The organism is Trinickia soli, assembly GCF_002879855.1.
GTDB classification, from domain to species: Bacteria; Pseudomonadota; Gammaproteobacteria; order Burkholderiales; family Burkholderiaceae; genus Trinickia; species Trinickia soli.
In genome coordinates this window covers 67,322-84,101 of the sequence record NZ_PNYB01000010.1, presented here as the reverse complement: position 1 = coordinate 84,101, position 16,780 = coordinate 67,322, and the positions used below count along the sequence as shown (strand labels likewise).

The following is a 16,780-nucleotide window of genomic DNA, read 5'->3' as shown; positions in this document are numbered from 1 at the left end:
GGCGCGCGGCGTGCGTCAACGGCCCAACCAGATCGCGCCCGCACCCAGCAATGCGCCGCAAAGCGCGCAAGCCCACAGCAAGCGCTGGGTCAGACGTTGCTCGCGGTTCAACTGCGTCAGCCAGACGTGCGAATCTCGCTGCGCGCCCGCGTCGTGCCAATGCTGCAACCCCTGCACGACGAGCGTCGGCACGCGCGGCAGCATGGCCAGATGCGGCAACTCACGCGAGAGCCGTTTGAGCCAGCCGCGGTGGCCGAGATCCTCGCGTGCGAGACCTTTCAGCACGCCTTTTACGACGCTCCATGTGTCCATGTTCGGCGCCAGAGCGAGCGCAATCGATTCGGCCCGCGCAAGCGTCTGATGTGCGAGTGTCAGTGCCGGCGATACGTGACCGCCGAACGGTTCGATGGCTCCGAGCAGATGCTGCAACAGGGCGGCGGCCGAACGCCGCTCGGTCGGTTCGGCGAAGTGAGGCTCGGCGCGCGTGCGCAGCTCTGCCTCCAAGACTTCGTCGCGTGTATGCGATGCGACGTGACCGACCTCGCGGTGCATGGCCGCCAACCGCCCGTAGTCTTGTTCGAACAACGCGTTGGCCCCGTGGATGAAGAATTCGCGCTCGGGCTCCGACAAGGTCGTCATGGTCTTGCCGTCGCCAAAAACGAGTCGGCCCGGCGTACGCGGTTCGATGCTGACGCGCAGGCGCTCTGCATCGAGCGCCGCATGGAAGAAGCCGTGTTCGAACGCCTGTTCGACGACCACTTCCACGAGACGCTCCGCCAACGCCTCCAGATCGATGTCGTGCCGGCGCAGGCCATCGAGATCGGTAACGGCGAGCGTATCGATGCGCTCGATGACGAGCGCTCGATCGGTGCTGAGCCCCCAAACCACTTCCGGCACCACGACCCGGTTGTCGTTGCTGAAATGCTGCCCCGTCTGCGACAGGCTCGCCGCTTCGGCGCGCAGATCGAAACGGCGCTGAACCTCGGCGGCCAGCGTTTGCGCCATGGTGTGCAGCTGCAGTTCGCGCGCGGAAGGGACGAAGCGTTCCAATAGCCGGGCTACCCACTGAAGCACGGCAATATCGTCGCCGATGCGCTCGACTTCCCCGGCCCGCAGCAATTTCACGGCAACGTCGAAATAGCCGCCGTCGCCGCGTGTCGCGTTTTCGGGTGCGATCAGGCGCGCCCCGTGCACCTGTTCGGCGATGGTGCTTTCCATCGCGTTCAGATCGATGGAAGCGAAGACGGCCTCGGGCGCACGGCCGAGCGCCGCGCGTAGCGCCGGGACGACGGCGGCGGGCGGCAGCGGCGCGGCAAGCGCCGTCTCGGTACGGCCGATCAGGCTTGCCGCATCGTGCAGGGATTGCACGAACACTTGCGGATGCTGCACGCCGTAGTCGGCGAAGGCGCTCACGAGCGGCCCCAACTGCGGGAGCGCTCTATGCAGCGCGTCTCGTGCATCCGCGGACGTGCTCACGCGGGCCGTCAGGCTCGCGATCCAGTGCAACCTGTGCGTTCGCGGGGCCGCCGACCATAACAGCCGAGCGCCATAGCGGAGAACGCAAAACAGCAAAAGCAGCCGGCGGAGCGTAGTTCGCATGTAAGAAAGGACCAAGCCGGGCGAAGTTTGTGCGAGAGCCGACAAGGATGCCACGGGTCGCGCTTCTCGTGGCGCAGCAAGGGGTAAGCACAAAAAAAAGAGCCGTTCCGGCGCGGTAATCCTGACGCTGCTGCGGCGGCGCACAACGTAAAAAATGCAAACCGACCCTAAAGTTGCGCGCGCCGGTGCCGTAAAGGCGGGCATCAGCCCGACCGTGCTACCCAAAACGAGCACAACGTGCGCCTCGGCTGCTGTGATTGGACGCACGTCGTTGTTGTCATCCACAAGAGAGTCAACGATGTCGCATCATGCATTCTTCAATCGACTGTTTCCGCAGAATGTGGCGGTCGATCTGGGCACGGCGAATACCCTCATCTACACGCGCGGCAAGGGCATCGTCCTCAATCAACCGTCGGTCGTCTGTTTTCAGAAGAACACCGATGCCGGCAAGGGCCGCGTGACGGCCATCGGCGATCAGGCGAAGCAATTGCTCGGGCGCTCGCCGGGCAACGTCGAAGCCGTTCGGCCGATGCGACACGGTGTCATCGCGAACTTTTCCGCCGCGGAGCGCATGTTCCGTGAATTCATCGACATGGCACAACTGCGTTCGCTGTTCGGTCGCCGGGCAGAATTCACGATTTGCGTACCGTCGAATGCGACGGCGGTCGAGCGCCGGGCGATCCGCGAGGCGGCTTTGGCGGCCGGCGCTGCCAAAGTGATGTTGATCGGCGAATCGCTCGCGGCCGCGGTCGGAGCCGGGCTGCCGGTGGCCGAGGCACGCGGCTCGATGGTCGTCGATATCGGCGGCGGCACGACGGAGGTCGGCATCGTGTCCTTGGGCGGCATGGCTTATCAAACGTCGGTACGCGTAGGCGGAGACCAGTTCGACGCAGCGATCGTCAGCTACGTGCGCAACACGTACGGCGTGATACTCGGCGACCAGACCGCCGAAGTCGTGAAGAAGACGATCGGCACCGCGATTCTCGACGTGCCGCACGAGCGGATGTGCGCGGTCGGCCGCAGCTTGTCCGATGGCTTGCCGCGCACGATCGAATTGTCGAATCACGACGTAGGCGAGGCGTTGGCTGTGCCGCTCAAAACCGTGATCGGCGCCGTCAAAAATGCGCTCGAAAACGCACCGCCTGAACTCGTCACGGATATCGCCGACACGGGCATTGTGCTGACGGGTGGGGGCGCGTTGCTGGCTCATCTCGACAAACGGCTCTGCGCCGAAACGGGGCTGACGGTTTGCATCGCGGACGAGCCCCTTACCTGCGCCGTGCGCGGAGCAGGTGCCGCGGCAGAATGCGTGGATGCCGCCTCATTCCTGCAATAAAACATTCGGAAAATTCCAATCGGCACCTCGGGCCTGCACCGTCCGCTGCGCCGCTGCGACGGCGGATGCCGCCCCCCGGCGTGCCCCTCGGCGTCTGCAGCACGGGTCGCGATGCCGCGCACCGGCCGGCCCGGTGGTACCATCGCCGTTTGGTTATTCGCCTCCGCGAGCGCCGGCCGTCCATGCCCTCGATCAGCCAACTCAACGTCTATCCCATCAAGTCTTGCGCGGGAATCGCCCGCGACTCAGTTCGCCTGACCCCGTACGGCCTCGAACACGACCGCAACTGGATGGTGGTCGACGCCCATGGCCGCTTCGTGACGCAGCGCACGCATCCGCGGATGGCGCTCATTCGGCCGGCATTGGACGACGGGGAACTCACTGTCGCCGCGCCTGAGATGGCTGCGCTCAAGCTTGCGCTCGATCCGGCCGCGCTGGCCGGCGCGCCGCGCGTCGCGGCGACGGTGTGGAACGATACCGTGGCCGCACTCGATGCAGGCGACGAGGCCGCGCGCTGGTTTTCAGATTTCCTTTGCATGACCGCGCGGCTCGTCCGCTTCGAACCCGGCCACGAACGGACGGCCAGCCGCAAATGGACGGGCGATGCGACGGCGCAGGTGCGTTTTGCCGATGGCTTTCCGCTGCTCGTGCTGGGGGCGGCTTCACTCGCCGATTTAAACGCGCGTTTAGTCGCCAACGGCGTCGATTCGATTCCGATGAACCGCTTCCGGCCGAACCTCGTGATAGACGGAACGGACGCCTACGAAGAGGACTACACCGGATCGTTGCGTATTACGGCGGTGCAAGGTGAAGTGGAGCTGCGCATCGTCAAGCCCTGCACGCGCTGTCCGATTCCGACGATCGACCAGGCGCGCGGCGGTCCCGATCCACGTTGGCCGAACGAGCCGACCGACACGATGAGCATGTATCGGGCGAACAGCCGCGTCGACGGTGCGATCACCTTCGGCCAAAACGCCATCATTCTCGCCGGCGCCGGCGATACGCTGGCGCTCGGTCAAACGGTCGACGCCGAACTGAGCTTCGATACGTGAGCGAGGTCGAGCCGATGACCGCTTCGCGCGCCGCCGTGCAACGTGCCTCAGCCGCGCCGGCCGACGACATTCGTTTCATCGCCCTTGATAACGGGCTACAAATGCCTTACGTCGAGCGCGGTGCAGGCCCGCTCGTTCTGTTCGTGCATGGTTCGCTTTGCGACCATCGATACTGGCAGCCACAAGTGGCGGGGCTGTCGGCACACTATCGATGCGTAGCGGTGAGCCTGACGCACTATTGGCCGTTGGCCGATCTGCCGCCCCCGGCGCCGTTCAGTTGGAGCAGGCATGCAGACGAGCTGGCCGTGTTTTTGGAAAAGCTCGACGCCGGCCCGGCGCACGTGGTCGCGCATTCGCGCGGTGGTGCGGTGGCGTTCCAATTCGCACTGCGTCATCCCCAGCATTTGCAGACGCTCACGCTTGCCGATCCGGGCGGCCCGCTGTCGGCGCCCGGGCAGCCCCATGCCGTGCTGCCCGATACCGTCAATGCGCTGCGCGCGCGTGCCGCGCAACTGATCGAGCGCGGAGACCCCGAGGCAGGCGTGCAATTGTTCGTCGATTCGGTCAGCCGTGTCGGCTCATGGGCGAAGAGCACGCCAGCCTTCCGCGCGATGGCGCTCGATAATGCATCGACATTGCCGCGGCAGTTCCAAGACCCGCTGCCGGCATACCGGCGCGAGGACGCCTGGAGCCTGCGCTGCCCGACGCTGTTGATCGACGGAGAAAAAAGCCCCGACTTGTTTCGGCGCAATGTGAACATGCTCGAAGGCTGGGTGCCCGACGTGCGACGCCAGACGATACGCGGTGCGTCGCATGGGATGAACCTTGCCCACCCGCGTGCGTTCAATGCTCACATCGACGAATTCATTCGTGAGCAGCAGTGAAGCGTAGGTGCGACGTGCGGGCACCGGGTTTGCGCCGGCAGGCTGGTTTGCCCGATTTACCCGCGGCTGTTCGATTCGCGCGTTGCTCCCTACAATGAGGCAGGCCGACGGCCGCAAAGCATGGGCTTGGAGCGAAGGAGCCAGACGATGCTCGACACCGAAGCACTCAGCGACACCCCGACACAAACCGGCACCCCGTTGCACGCCGACCCGAACGACGTCTTCATCGCGCCGGAGCACCCTTATATCGCACGCACCAGCCAATATGTGCTGAAGTCGGGCGATACGTTCGTCGTCAATGATCCGCTTGGCGACATCAATGGTCTCGACGACGGCTTGTTCGTCAACGACACGCGCATGCTGTCGCAGCTGCGGCTGACGTTCGGTGGCCGCGCGCCCTCCCTGCTGTCGGGCAACGTCAGCAGCGACAACGCATCATTCACCGCGCATTTGACGAACCGCCCGTTACCGCCGTTGGGCGGCGAAGGGACGCCCGAAGGCGTGATCCACGTCGAGCGTTTGCGGATCCTTTGCGGGACGGTCCTTTACGAAGCGATCACGTTGACGAACTACGGCTTCAGCGACGCCGTCTTGCCGTTGTCGATCTCGTTCGCCAGCGATTTCAAGGACATGTTCGAGGTGCGTGGACTCAAGCGCACGCAGCACGGCACGTTCGAAGCGCCCAAAGTGGGCCGCGACGAGGTGCGGCTGGCGTATCTCGGGCTCGACGACGTCCAACGCCAGGTCGATATCGCCTTCGCGCCAACGCCCGATCAGTTGTTCGCCGATCGTGCCGATTACACGATCGAACTGTCGGCGCACGCTTGCGTGTCGGTCTACTTGTCGGTGGCGGCACGCACGCATGTGGTGACGGCGGCGCAAGGCGCCGTGCCGCCGAGCGCGAAAATCGCGCAGCCGCCGCATAGTTCGCATCCCGCGCATCTGTCGCAGATCGACGCGGTGCGGCCGCGCGTGGGCCGTGCGGCGGTGCGGGCCGCGCTGGCCAACGTCCACTGGTCGATGCGCGAACGCCGGCGCGCGACAGCGCGGCTTCGCACGAGCAATCCGCTGTTCAACGCCTGGCTCGAGCGCTCGTTTGCCGATCTGAGCCTGCTGACGACGGACTTGCCGACGGGCCCCTATCCGTACGCGGGCATCCCATGGTTTTCGACGCCGTTCGGCCGCGATGCCGTGGTGACATCGTTGCAAACGCTGTGGCTGCAGCCGTGGCTGGCTCGCGGGGTGTTGCGTTTTCTTGCCGAGCATCAGGCGCGTGAAGACTCGAAGTTCCGCGATGCCGGGCCGGGCAAGATCATGCACGAAATGCGCAAGAGCGAAATGGCTGCAACGGGCGAGGTGCCTTTTGCGCTTTACTACGGTGGCGTCGATACGACGCCGCTGTTTATCGTGCTTGCCGGTGCCTATGCATCGCGCACGGGCGACGATGCGTTCATCGCCGAATTGTGGCCGGCCCTCGAGCGCGCGGCGAAGTGGGTCGCGACCGTCTGCGACAAAAATCCTCATGGCCTGCTCGACTATCGTTGCGAATCCGATCGCGGCTTGGCCAATCAAGGCTGGAAAGATAGCCACGACTCGGTTTTTCATGCCGATGGTCGAATGCCGGAAGGTCCGATCGCGCTGGTGGAGGTGCAGGCCTACGCGTGCGCCGCATTCAACACGATGGCTGAATTTGCGACGCAGCGCGGACTCGTCGAAGACGCCGCCCGTTACGCCGCGCGCGCTGTGGCCTTGCGCGAGCGCGTGGAAGCCCTTTACTGGATGCCCGAACTCGATTTCTACGGCATCGCGCTCGACGGTCACGGCGAGTTGTGCCGCGTGCTTGCCTCGAATGCCGGTCACTTGCTTGCGTTTGGGTTGCCCACGCGCGCGCGCGGCGAAATCGTCGCGCGCCAATTGCAATCGACGCTGTTCCATACAGGCTGGGGCGTGCGCACGCTGGCGGCCGGGCAGGTGCGCTTCAATCCGATGGCATATCACAACGGATCGGTGTGGCCGCACGATAACGCGCTCTGCGCGCGCGGATTGGCGCGTTACGGCCAAAAACAAGCCGCCGTCAGCCTGCTGCGGGCGTTGTTCGAAGCCGCGGTCAGCTTCGATATGCGGTTGCCTGAGCTTTTTTGCGGCTTCGCGCGCCAGCGAGCCGAGCCGCCCACGGCTTACCCTGTCGCCTGTTTGCCGCAAGCCTGGGCCGCGGGTGCGCCGTTCATGATGCTCGAAGCATGCCTCGGGTTGTCCATCGATGCAGTGCGCGGCGAGGTGCGCATCGATCAGCCGGCGTTGCCCGAAGGCATCGATTGGCTGGAGTTGCGCAACCTGCGCGTCGGCGACGGCTCGGTCTCGATCACGTTCCGGCGCGTCGGCGAAAAGGTCGTGCCTTCCGCGGACGACGGCAACGTGCGCGTCGTGGCGATGCTCTGAAGCCGGCTACCTACCGCCCTTATCGAAACCGGAAGCGATCGCCTTCCAGGTTCGATGCACCGGGGTCATGTGACACGGCGCGCATTGGCCACTTCGACCATTTCGGAACGAAGTCGGGCCCGTAAATGACGGGCGCCATTTGCGTGCTCGACCGCGCGGCGGCCCCGTTCACGCGCAACATGAAAAATTTGGCGTTGCTCAGATCGGCCGATGAAAGCAGCGGATTGGGTGCGGCCAGCGCCGTGTCGTCGGTTGCATGGGCGGCGAGGGGAAGCGCGCCGACCAGACATGCGACGCTCAACGATGCAATCAGTGGATGAGACATGGCTGGACCTCATCGTCATGAGTGAAACGAAATCTGCCCGCAGGGCAGCCGGTTCAGTGCGTCGGCCTGAATGAAACAGCGTCATCGTAGTCGTCGCTGCATGCCGACGCGCCTGAAATCTATGCAGCGACGCTTAAAAAAAGCTTAAAAAGCCGGGGTGCCGGCAAGCATCGCGGTCACGCCTCCAACGCCAGCAAAGCAAACGTTGCGAGCCAGTGTTCGCCCATGTAGTCGCCGGCGACATGAGCGAGGGCCTTCGTCAGATGGGTTTGCGCCGCTTGCTCGAGGGCGTGCTTGCGCGCGTCGCCGTCAGGCAGCACGGCTGCGATGGATCGCTGGCACCAGGCCCGGCTCAGATTGAGTCCGTCGAGGTGGGCGATTTTGCCGTCGGTGCGGTCGGTGACGGTCGCGGGCACGAATAATGTCGCCGGCTCCTTGTGCGACAAACGCGGCAAGAACCGGTCGAACCAGACGTTGAATGCATCGAGCGGCAATACGCGCCGCATCAACTCCGCTTCCATGAGCGCCGGCGAAAGGAATTCGTCGCCGCCCGGTTCCCATGCCTGGCAATCGGCGTCGTGCTCGTACCAACGCTTTGCCGTTTCTTCGATGAGCGCGGCGAACGACGTTCTTCCTGTCTCGCGGGCGAATTCGAGCGCCAAGGCGAGCGCGAACGCCGTATTGAAATGCGTCCCGACACGCAGCGGATAAGTCGCCTTCGGCAGGAACTCCGCAAAGCGCTCGATGAATTCGCCCGTCAGCGGTGCCAGCGCGGCGGCCCAGCGAGCGGCTTCGGGGGAGCGCATGGCATCGAGTTGGCCCGCCAACGCAAGCAGCCACGCCCACCCATACGGCCGCTCGAAACCGCGATTGTGAGGAAGACTCAAATAGGCGAGCTCGCCGGCCACGTTGGCGTCGGTGAAGTGCTCATCGACGACTTCGCGAATGAGGTCGGCTTGCGGCAACTCCGGATACCGATCGAGCAGGCGCAACAATAGCCAATACCCATGCACGCACGAATGCCAGTCGTAGCTGCCGTAAAAGATTGGATGGAGCGCGCGCGGCGAACGCACGTCCTGCGGGCCCGCCAGCGAATGCGTGAGCTTGTTCGGATATTCGCGCGTCAGATGAGACAACGCGAGGGCGGCGAACTTCGAGGCGATTTCGGGGGTGAGTCGCGTAGTCATCGAGGCATCGGATCCTTGAGTTGTCCTAACGATAGCGTCGCGGCAAATGTTCGGCAAGCATGCGCGAATCGATTGCCCTAGCGAGCCGTAGGCCTTCGCGCGCCCGCTTCAATCGCCTGTTTTGACGCGCCGGGATTTGCGTTTGTCGGCCGCCGCACCGCCGTCCTCGCACTCGTCGATCTCGAGTTGCGCGGCCGTTTCATAGCGGCGCATCGCTTCGGCCAGATCATCCTTCAGGCGAACCAGCGAAGCGACCGCGGGGGCGGGCGGCTGCAAAGCGGTCCAAAGCAGATCGACGAGACGGTCGGCCGTCACGTCGATATCGGGCGTGCGATGCGCAAGCGTAGCGTCCCAGAGCACGTGCTCCACGGGACCGAACACCATCGAGCGCATCAACCGCAGCGGCAAATCGGTCCGAATCTGCCCGGCCTGCTGACCCTGCGAGAGCACCCGCATGAGCGGCGCCGTATAGCGGCGTTGCAGCGCCGTCAATTCGGCGCTCAGTTCATGATGCTTGGCGCGACCTTCAGACAATACCAGCGAGCACATGCCCGTGCCATGGACGAGCATCAGGCGCAGGTGGGTCCGCACGATGAAGGCGAATTGCTGGCGCGTGCTGCCGTCACGCGGCAGCCCCGTTTCGATGGCGGCGATGATTTCGTCGTACCAATCGGCGATCACGCGGGCGCACAGTTCCCGTTTGCCGCGGAAGTAGCTGAACACCGTCGCCTCGGATACGCCCAGCCGTTGCGCGATTTCGGCGGTCGTGGCGCGCTCGTAGCCCTTTTCCGAAAACACTTCGCGTCCCGCCTGCAGAATGTCCTTCACGCGCTGCTGCGATTTACGGCCGGCCGGCTGGCGTCGCGCGCCGGCGGCGTCGGTCTTCGAATCTTCGACGGCTTGAGTCATGTTCAACTTTGATGCGCCCGCTTGGATGATGCGCCGGATATTAGCACCGACCGCTCATACGGTTGCTGGTCAGACTAAAAAATTGAGCATTCCTCAAAAAAACTATTGACGCTTACGTAAATGTGGCGTGAAATGCGCGGTGATCGAGCGCGCTTGCCGCTCTCAGGCCGGCCCCGGCCCCAAACGGAATTCGAGGAGACATCCATGAGCAATGTGCCTGGTTTGCAATTCGCGCTCGGCGAAGACGTCGACATGCTGCGTGACGCGGTCGCCACCTTCGCCGCCAAGGAAATCGCGCCGCGCGCGGCCGAGGTCGATCGCACCGATCAGTTCCCGATGGATCTCTGGCGCAAGTTCGGTGATTTGGGCGTGCTCGGCATGACCGTCTCCGAGGAGTACGGCGGCGCGAACATGGGCTATACGGCGCATATGGTGGCGATGGAGGAGATCTCGCGCGCATCGGCCTCGATCGGCTTGTCCTACGGCGCGCACTCCAACCTTTGCGTGAATCAGATCCACCGCAACGGCACCGCCGCGCAAAAGGCGAAATATTTGCCCAAGCTCGTGTCTGGCGAGCACGTCGGCGCGCTGGCAATGAGCGAGCCGAACGCCGGCTCGGATGTCGTGAGCATGAAGCTGCGTGCCGATAAGCGCGGCGATCGCTACGTGCTGAACGGCACGAAGATGTGGATCACGAACGGCCCCGACTGCGACACGCTGGTCGTCTATGCCAAGACGGACGTCGAAGCGGGTGCGCGAGGCATTACCGCTTTCATCGTCGAAAAGGGCATGAAGGGCTTCTCGGTGGCGCAAAAGCTCGACAAGCTCGGCATGCGCGGCTCGCATACGGGCGAGCTCGTGTTCCAGGACGTCGAAGTACCCGAAGAAAACATTCTCGGCAGCCTCAACGGCGGCGTGAAGGTGCTCATGAGCGGCCTCGATTACGAGCGCGCCGTGCTGGCCGGCGGTCCCACCGGCATCATGCTCGCCTGTATGGACGCCGTCGTGCCCTACATTCACGATCGCAAGCAGTTCGGTCAGGCAATCGGCGAATTCCAGCTGATTCAGGGCAAAGTGGCCGATATGTACACGACGCTGCAAGCCTGCCGCGCGTATCTGTACGCGGTGGGCCGCCAACTCGACACGCTCGGCAAAGAGCACGTGCGCCAGGTGCGCAAGGATTGCGCGGGGGTCATTCTCTACACGGCGGAAAAGGCCACCTGGATGGCCGGCGAAGCCATTCAGATCCTGGGCGGCAACGGCTACATCAACGAATACCCGGTCGGGCGCCTCTGGCGCGATGCGAAGCTCTATGAGATCGGCGCCGGCACGAGCGAAGTGCGGCGCATGTTGATCGGCCGCGAACTGTTCGCCGAGACGATCTGACGCCGAAGCCAAGCCAATCTACCCGATCTATCTTCAGGACCCAGGCCGCGAGACGGAGCATCGAGCTTATGCCGATCATCGAAAGCAAGTTGAACCCGCGCTCGGATGATTTCCGAGCGAACGCCGCCGCGCTCGAGGCGCTTGTCGCCGATTTGCGTGCGAAGGTGGCTCATTTGGCGCAGGGCGGTGGACAGGCCGCGCGCGACAAGCACGTTTCGCGCGGCAAGTTGTTGCCGCGCGATCGTATCGCGCAACTGCTCGATCCGGGCACGCCGTTTCTCGAGTTTTCGCAACTCGCGGCGTTTGGCATGTATCACGACGCCGCGCCGGGCGCGGGCGTCATCACGGGCATCGGCCGTATTGCGGGGCAGGAGTGCGTGATCGTCTGCAACGATGCGACGGTCAAGGGCGGCACCTACTATCCGATGACGGTCAAGAAGCACGTGCGCGCCCAGGAAATCGCCGCTGAGAACCGGCTGCCGTGCGTCTATCTCGTCGATTCGGGCGGCGCAAATCTGCCGAATCAGGACGACGTGTTTCCCGATCGCGATCACTTCGGCCGTATCTTTTTCAATCAGGCGACGATGTCCGCCGCGGGCATCGCACAGATCGCCGTCGTGATGGGTTCCTGCACGGCGGGCGGCGCTTACGTGCCTGCCATGAGCGACGAATCGATCATCGTCAAGAACCAGGGCACGATTTTTCTGGGCGGTCCGCCGCTCGTGAAAGCCGCGACGGGCGAAGAGGTCAGTGCCGAAGATCTCGGCGGCGGTGACGTCCATACGCGTTTGTCGGGGGTGGTCGATCATCTTGCGCAGAACGACGCCCATGCGTTGGCGCTCGCGCGCGGCATCGTCGGCAAATTGAATCGGACGAAGCAGCCGCCTGTCGCCATGCGCGAATCGAAGCCGCCGCGCTATGACGCGCAAAGCCTTTACGGCGTGATTCCCGTCGATACGCGCAAGCCCTTCGATGTGCGCGAAATCATCGCCCGCATCGTCGACGATTCGGAATTCGACGAATTCAAGGCGCGTTTCGGCACGACGCTCGTCACGGGCTTCGCGCATATCTGGGGGCATCCGGTCGGCATCATCGCGAACAACGGCATCCTGTTTTCCGAATCGGCCGTCAAAGGTGCGCACTTCATCGAGCTGTGCTGTCAGCGCAAGATTCCGCTCGTGTTCCTGCAGAACATTACGGGCTTCATGGTGGGCCGCAAGTACGAGAACGAAGGCATCGCGCGACACGGTGCGAAGATGGTGACGGCCGTCGCCACGGCAAAGGTGCCGAAGTTCACGGTCATCATCGGCGGCTCGTTCGGTGCGGGCAACTACGGCATGTGCGGCCGTGCCTTTTCGCCGCGTTTCCTGTGGATGTGGCCCAACGCGCGCATCTCGGTGATGGGCGGCGAGCAGGCCGCGTCGGTGCTGGCCACGGTCAAGCGCGACGGCATCGAAGCGAAGGGCGGCACCTGGAGCGCCGATGAAGAAGAGGCGTTCAAGAAGCCGATCCGCGACCAGTACGAGCATCAAGGCCACCCGTACTACGCGAGCGCGCGGTTGTGGGACGACGGCGTCATCGATCCGGCGCAAACGCGCGACGTCCTGGGCCTGGGCCTGGCGGCGGCGATGAATGCGCCCATCGAAGAAACGCGCTTCGGCCTGTTCAGAATGTGACGTAGGGCGACGCGCAACCAGAAGTACAAGGAGACGATCAATGCAATACGGCATGTTGGAAGTCTCGTTCGCCGGCCATGTGGCGACCGTGACGCTCAATCGCCCCGACGTTCGCAATGCGTTCAACGAGACGACGATCGCCGAGTTGACCGACGCATTTCGTCAGCTCGACACGCGCGAGGACGTGCGCGCGATCGTGCTCGCCGCGAATGGCCCGGCGTTTTGCGCCGGGGCCGATTTGAACTGGATGAAGAAGATGGCCGGCTTCTCCGATGAGGAGAATCGGGTCGACGCGCGGCGTCTTGCCGATATGCTGTCGGCCATCTATCGCGTATCGAAGCCCGTGGTTGCGCGCGTCTCGGGCGATGCCTATGCCGGTGGCGTGGGCCTTGTCGCCGCAAGCGACATCGTCGTGGCCGTGGACACGGCACGGTTCTGTTTGTCGGAAGCGCGTCTGGGTCTCATTGCGGCGACGATCGCACCTTACGTCATTCGTGCGTTGGGCGAACGCGCGTCGCGGCGCTACTTCACGACGGCCGAACCGTTCGATTGCGCAACGGCGCTGCGGCTGGGGCTCGTGCATGAAGTCGTCGCAGCCGATGCACTCGACAGCACGATCGCGCGTATCGCGTCCGCGCTGTGCGTCAACGGCCCGCAAGCCGTGCGCGAATCGAAGCGTCTGGTGCAAGACGTAGCCGGCCGTGCGCTCGACGAAGCATTGATCGACGACACGGCGCGCCGCATTGCGCGCATCCGTGCCAGCGGCGAAGGGCGCGAAGGCGTCGCTTCGTTCCTCGAAAAGCGCGCGCCGAGCTGGCGCGATTAACCGCAACCCGCTTGCCGCTTCACTGCGAGACTTTTCATGTTCAACAAGATTCTGATTGCCAATCGCGGCGAGATCGCCTGCCGCGTGGCCGCGACGTGCAAGCGGCTCGGGATTGCGAGCGTCGCCGTTTATTCCGATGCCGACGCCGATGCCAAGCATGTCGCCGCGTGCGACGAGGCCGTCCATATCGGCGGCGCCGCTGCGAGCGAAAGCTATCTGCGCATCGAGCGCATCATCGATGCCGCGGTGCGCACCGGTGCGCAGGCGGTACACCCGGGCTACGGCTTTCTTTCGGAGAACGAGGAATTCGCGCAAGCGTGCGAGGCGGCAGGGCTCGTGTTCATCGGGCCGCCCGTTTCGGCCATCGCCGCGATGGGATCGAAGGCCGCGGCCAAGGCGCTCATGCATGCTGCCGCTGTGCCGCTCGTGCCCGGTTATCACGGCGACGAACAAGACGCTGAACTGTTGCAACGCGAAGCCGATGCGATCGGCTACCCGGTATTGCTGAAGGCGAGCGCCGGCGGCGGCGGCAAGGGCATGCGTGTGGTTGAAAAAAGCGAAGACTTCGCTGCCGCGCTGGCCTCATGCAAGCGCGAAGCCGCGAGCAGTTTCGGCAACGACCGCGTCCTCATCGAAAAATATCTGACGCGCCCGCGCCACGTGGAAGTGCAGGTATTCGCCGATCGACATGGCGGCGCGGTCTATCTGTTCGACCGCGACTGCTCGGTGCAGCGGCGCCATCAGAAAGTGCTCGAAGAAGCGCCGGCGCCGGGGTTGTCAGAAGGCGTGCGCCGTTCCATGGGTGAGGCGGCTGTTGCGGCTGCGCGCGCCGTTTCCTATGTGGGTGCGGGTACGGTCGAATTCATCATGACCGACAGCGCCTTCTATTTCATGGAGATGAACACGCGGCTGCAGGTCGAGCATCCGGTTACCGAAATGATCACGGGCCAGGATCTCGTCGAATGGCAGTTGCGCGTGGCCGCTGGCGAACCGTTGCCGCTCAGGCAGGATCAGTTGAGGATCGAAGGACACGCGATCGAAGCGCGCCTCTACGCGGAAAATCCCGCCCGCGGCTTCCTGCCGTCCACAGGCACGCTCAAGTATCTGCGCATGCCCGAGGGCGTCGAGTTTGAGATCGGCTCGCCGATGCGTGCGCCGGTTCGTATCGACAGCGGTGTCCGCGAAGGCGACACGATCACGCCGTTTTACGACCCGATGATCGCGAAGCTGATCGTCCATGGCGCCGATCGCGAAGAGGCGCTCGTGCGCATGAGCCGCGCGCTGCGAGCCTGCGAGGCGGTGGGGCCGCAAACGAACATCGCGTTCCTGAAGCGCATTGTCGAAAGCAAGCCGTTTGCTACTGCCGAACTTGATACGGGTCTCATCGAGCGCCATCACGCTGAACTGTTTGCGCCGATCGAACGGCCGTTTGACGAGGCGATGGCGTTGGCCTGTGCTGCGCTGCTGACGCGCGAGGGCGGTGTTGCGCGCGGCATGTCGCCGTGGGATGCACTGTCGCATTGGCGTCTGAACGGCAGCTATCGTCAAACGATCGAATGGCGTGATCTGGAAAACGACAGTGCGATCAAGGTCGTTTATGTGCGCGAAGGCGAATCGTGCTCGCTCGAGCGCGACGGCGCATCGGCAGCATTTGATTGGTGGCGCGGCAGCGAACCACATACGTTCGGGGTGCGTCTGGGCGAAAGGCGTGTGACGGGGCGCGTATTTATCGACGGCGATGTTTTCCACGTGTTCTGCCATGGCGTCGCGCTCGCGTTTGAATGGCAAAACCTGCTGGCACATGCAGCCGATGCCGAGCATGGCGAAGGGCGACTGACCGCCCCGATGCCGGGCAAGGTCGTTGCCGTGCTGGTCGAACCGGGTACGGTCGTCGAAAAAGGCATGCCGCTGATCGTCATGGAGGCGATGAAGATGGAGCATACGATCGGCGCGCCAGCCGCCGGCAAAGTGGCGGAAGTGCTCTATGCGGTTGGCGATCAGGTGGCCGACGGCGCGCAACTGCTCGTCATGGAATCGCAGCCGTAGGGCGTCGAAACATCGCAAGGCCGCATTCGGTGGCTTATGCTTGAGGCATTTGCATCGTGTCTTCGATAAGGAGGGCATCATGCCTGTGCGCGATGGTTTCGCCGGCGCGGTGGGCGGGACGCCGCTCATTCGCCTCGCTCGCCTGAGCGAGGAGACCGGCTGCGAGATTCTCGGTAAGGCCGAGTTCATGAACCCGGGCGGCTCAGTCAAGGATCGTGCCGCGCTGTATATCATTCGCGACGCCGAGCAGTGCGGTGTCCTCAAACCCGGGGGCACGGTCGTTGAAGGGACGGCGGGCAATACCGGCATCGGCCTTGCGCACCTATGCGCGGCGCGCGGTTATCGCTGCGTGATCGTGATTCCCGAGACGCAATCGCAGGAAAAGATGGACCTGCTGCGCGTGCTCGGCGCCGAAGTGCGACCGGTTCCTGCGAAGCCCTATAAAGACCCCGACAATTATCAGAAGATCGCGGGTCGGCTCGCGCAAGAAACCGAGAATGCGATCTGGGCTAACCAGTTCGACAATATCGTCAATCGACAAGCACACTACGAAACGACCGGGCCGGAGATTTGGCTGGACACGCAGGGCAAGGTCGATGCGTTCGTTTGCGCGACGGGCACCGGCGGCACGCTTGCGGGTGTGGCGCGGTATCTGAAAGAGCGCAATTCAGGCATCAGGACGGTATTGGCCGATCCGCACGGCAGCGGGCTTTACAGCTTCGTCAAGACAGGCGAGATCAAGGCTGAAGGCAACTCGATCACGGAAGGTATCGGTTCTACGCGTGTGACGGCCAACCTCGAAGGCACGCCGATCGACGACGCGGTCCGCATCGACGATCAAACGTGCGTGACGATGGTGTATCGCCTGCTGCGGGAAGAAGGTTTGTTCGTCGGCGGTTCGACGGGGATCAACGTCGCGGCGGCGGTTCAACTCGCGCGGGAAATGGGCCCGGGCCACACGATCGTGACGTTGCTGTGCGATCGCGGCGGTCTTTATTTCGCGCGGCTTTTCAATCGGGCGTGGTTGGCGGAGCGGGGGCTGGCGGTGGAGTAGGTGGTGGGCAGGAAGCTAAGGTCTGCCCGCTCTGCGTATGAGCGCACGTGCGCCGAAAACG

General features: G+C 63.9%; 13 protein-coding genes. 9 read left to right on the top strand and 4 right to left on the bottom strand.

What is annotated here, in order from left to right:
• Positions 1 to 15: 15 nt before the first annotated feature.
• Positions 16 to 1,599, bottom strand: coding sequence for an ABC1 kinase family protein (locus C0Z19_RS13655; protein WP_102610372.1), 1,584 nt, complete (start codon positions 1,597 to 1,599; stop codon positions 16 to 18).
• A gap of 298 nt (positions 1,600 to 1,897) precedes the next feature.
• Here C0Z19_RS13655 and C0Z19_RS13650 point away from each other — a divergent pair, with 298 nt between their 5' ends.
• The 4 genes from C0Z19_RS13650 (at position 1,898) to C0Z19_RS13635 (ending at position 7,310) form a co-directional block, all read left to right on the top strand.
• The gene (locus C0Z19_RS13650) at positions 1,898 to 2,935 is read left to right on the top strand and encodes a rod shape-determining protein (protein WP_102610371.1); all 1,038 of its coding nucleotides are present in this window, start codon (positions 1,898 to 1,900) and stop codon (positions 2,933 to 2,935) included.
• 182 nt (positions 2,936 to 3,117) lie between these two features.
• Complete coding sequence (locus C0Z19_RS13645; protein WP_102610370.1) at positions 3,118 to 3,987, top strand: MOSC domain-containing protein; 870 nt, start codon at positions 3,118 to 3,120, stop codon at positions 3,985 to 3,987.
• Positions 3,988 to 4,088: 101 nt separating this feature from the next.
• Positions 4,089 to 4,871, top strand: coding sequence for an alpha/beta fold hydrolase (locus C0Z19_RS13640; RefSeq protein WP_102610474.1), 783 nt, complete (start codon positions 4,089 to 4,091; stop codon positions 4,869 to 4,871).
• A gap of 147 nt (positions 4,872 to 5,018) precedes the next feature.
• Positions 5,019 to 7,310, top strand: coding sequence for an amylo-alpha-1,6-glucosidase (locus C0Z19_RS13635; protein WP_102610369.1), 2,292 nt, complete (start codon positions 5,019 to 5,021; stop codon positions 7,308 to 7,310).
• Positions 7,311 to 7,329: 19 nt separating this feature from the next.
• Here C0Z19_RS13635 and C0Z19_RS13630 read toward each other — a convergent pair whose 3' ends face one another.
• The 3 genes from C0Z19_RS13630 to C0Z19_RS13620 all read right to left on the bottom strand — a co-directional run bounded on the left by C0Z19_RS13630 (position 7,330) and on the right by C0Z19_RS13620 (position 9,731).
• A complete protein-coding gene (locus C0Z19_RS13630; protein WP_102610368.1) occupies positions 7,330 to 7,635 on the bottom strand; it encodes a hypothetical protein in 306 nt (101 codons plus the stop codon).
• A gap of 176 nt (positions 7,636 to 7,811) precedes the next feature.
• Positions 7,812 to 8,822, bottom strand: coding sequence for a DUF2891 domain-containing protein (locus tag C0Z19_RS13625; RefSeq protein WP_102610367.1), 1,011 nt, complete (start codon positions 8,820 to 8,822; stop codon positions 7,812 to 7,814).
• Positions 8,823 to 8,930: 108 nt separating this feature from the next.
• Positions 8,931 to 9,731 (bottom strand): TetR/AcrR family transcriptional regulator, encoded by an 801-nt coding sequence (locus C0Z19_RS13620; protein WP_102610366.1) that lies wholly within the window; start codon positions 9,729 to 9,731, stop codon positions 8,931 to 8,933.
• Between the two features lie 204 nt (positions 9,732 to 9,935).
• Between C0Z19_RS13620 and C0Z19_RS13615 the strand changes: the two genes are divergently transcribed.
• From C0Z19_RS13615 to C0Z19_RS13595, 5 genes are all read left to right on the top strand, one after another.
• On the top strand, positions 9,936 to 11,117 hold the full coding sequence (locus C0Z19_RS13615; RefSeq protein WP_102610365.1) for an isovaleryl-CoA dehydrogenase: 1,182 nt from the start codon (positions 9,936 to 9,938) through the stop codon (positions 11,115 to 11,117).
• A gap of 68 nt (positions 11,118 to 11,185) precedes the next feature.
• Entirely contained in the window at positions 11,186 to 12,793 is a 1,608-nt protein-coding gene (locus C0Z19_RS13610) for a carboxyl transferase domain-containing protein (protein WP_102610364.1), read from the top strand.
• A 40-nt stretch (positions 12,794 to 12,833) separates the two neighbouring features.
• Complete coding sequence (locus C0Z19_RS13605) at positions 12,834 to 13,619, top strand: enoyl-CoA hydratase/isomerase family protein (RefSeq protein WP_102610363.1); 786 nt, start codon at positions 12,834 to 12,836, stop codon at positions 13,617 to 13,619.
• Positions 13,620 to 13,655: 36 nt separating this feature from the next.
• A complete protein-coding gene (locus C0Z19_RS13600) occupies positions 13,656 to 15,665 on the top strand; it encodes an acetyl/propionyl/methylcrotonyl-CoA carboxylase subunit alpha (protein ID WP_102610362.1) in 2,010 nt (669 codons plus the stop codon).
• A gap of 79 nt (positions 15,666 to 15,744) precedes the next feature.
• The gene (locus C0Z19_RS13595; RefSeq protein ID WP_102610473.1) at positions 15,745 to 16,719 is read left to right on the top strand and encodes a cysteine synthase A; all 975 of its coding nucleotides are present in this window, start codon (positions 15,745 to 15,747) and stop codon (positions 16,717 to 16,719) included.
• Positions 16,720 to 16,780: the final 61 nt, after the last annotated feature.

Excerpts from the sequence above, each read along its gene's own strand:
- C0Z19_RS13645 (WP_102610370.1), top strand. The coding sequence starts at position 3,118 with ATGCCCTCGATCAGCCAACTCAACGTCTATCCCATCAAGTCTTGCGCG.
- C0Z19_RS13655 (WP_102610372.1), bottom strand. The coding sequence starts at position 1,599 with ATGCGAACTACGCTCCGCCGGCTGCTTTTGCTGTTTTGCGTTCTCCGC.
- C0Z19_RS13650 (WP_102610371.1), top strand. The coding sequence starts at position 1,898 with ATGTCGCATCATGCATTCTTCAATCGACTGTTTCCGCAGAATGTGGCG.
- C0Z19_RS13610 (WP_102610364.1), top strand. The coding sequence starts at position 11,186 with ATGCCGATCATCGAAAGCAAGTTGAACCCGCGCTCGGATGATTTCCGA.
- C0Z19_RS13640 (WP_102610474.1), top strand. The coding sequence starts at position 4,089 with ATGCCTTACGTCGAGCGCGGTGCAGGCCCGCTCGTTCTGTTCGTGCAT.
- C0Z19_RS13620 (WP_102610366.1), bottom strand. The coding sequence starts at position 9,731 with ATGACTCAAGCCGTCGAAGATTCGAAGACCGACGCCGCCGGCGCGCGA.
- C0Z19_RS13600 (WP_102610362.1), top strand. The coding sequence starts at position 13,656 with ATGTTCAACAAGATTCTGATTGCCAATCGCGGCGAGATCGCCTGCCGC.
- C0Z19_RS13605 (WP_102610363.1), top strand. The coding sequence starts at position 12,834 with ATGCAATACGGCATGTTGGAAGTCTCGTTCGCCGGCCATGTGGCGACC.
- C0Z19_RS13595 (WP_102610473.1), top strand. The coding sequence starts at position 15,745 with ATGCCTGTGCGCGATGGTTTCGCCGGCGCGGTGGGCGGGACGCCGCTC.
- C0Z19_RS13625 (WP_102610367.1), bottom strand. The coding sequence starts at position 8,822 with ATGACTACGCGACTCACCCCCGAAATCGCCTCGAAGTTCGCCGCCCTC.
- C0Z19_RS13615 (WP_102610365.1), top strand. The coding sequence starts at position 9,936 with ATGAGCAATGTGCCTGGTTTGCAATTCGCGCTCGGCGAAGACGTCGAC.
- C0Z19_RS13635 (WP_102610369.1), top strand. The coding sequence starts at position 5,019 with ATGCTCGACACCGAAGCACTCAGCGACACCCCGACACAAACCGGCACC.
- C0Z19_RS13630 (WP_102610368.1), bottom strand. The coding sequence starts at position 7,635 with ATGTCTCATCCACTGATTGCATCGTTGAGCGTCGCATGTCTGGTCGGC.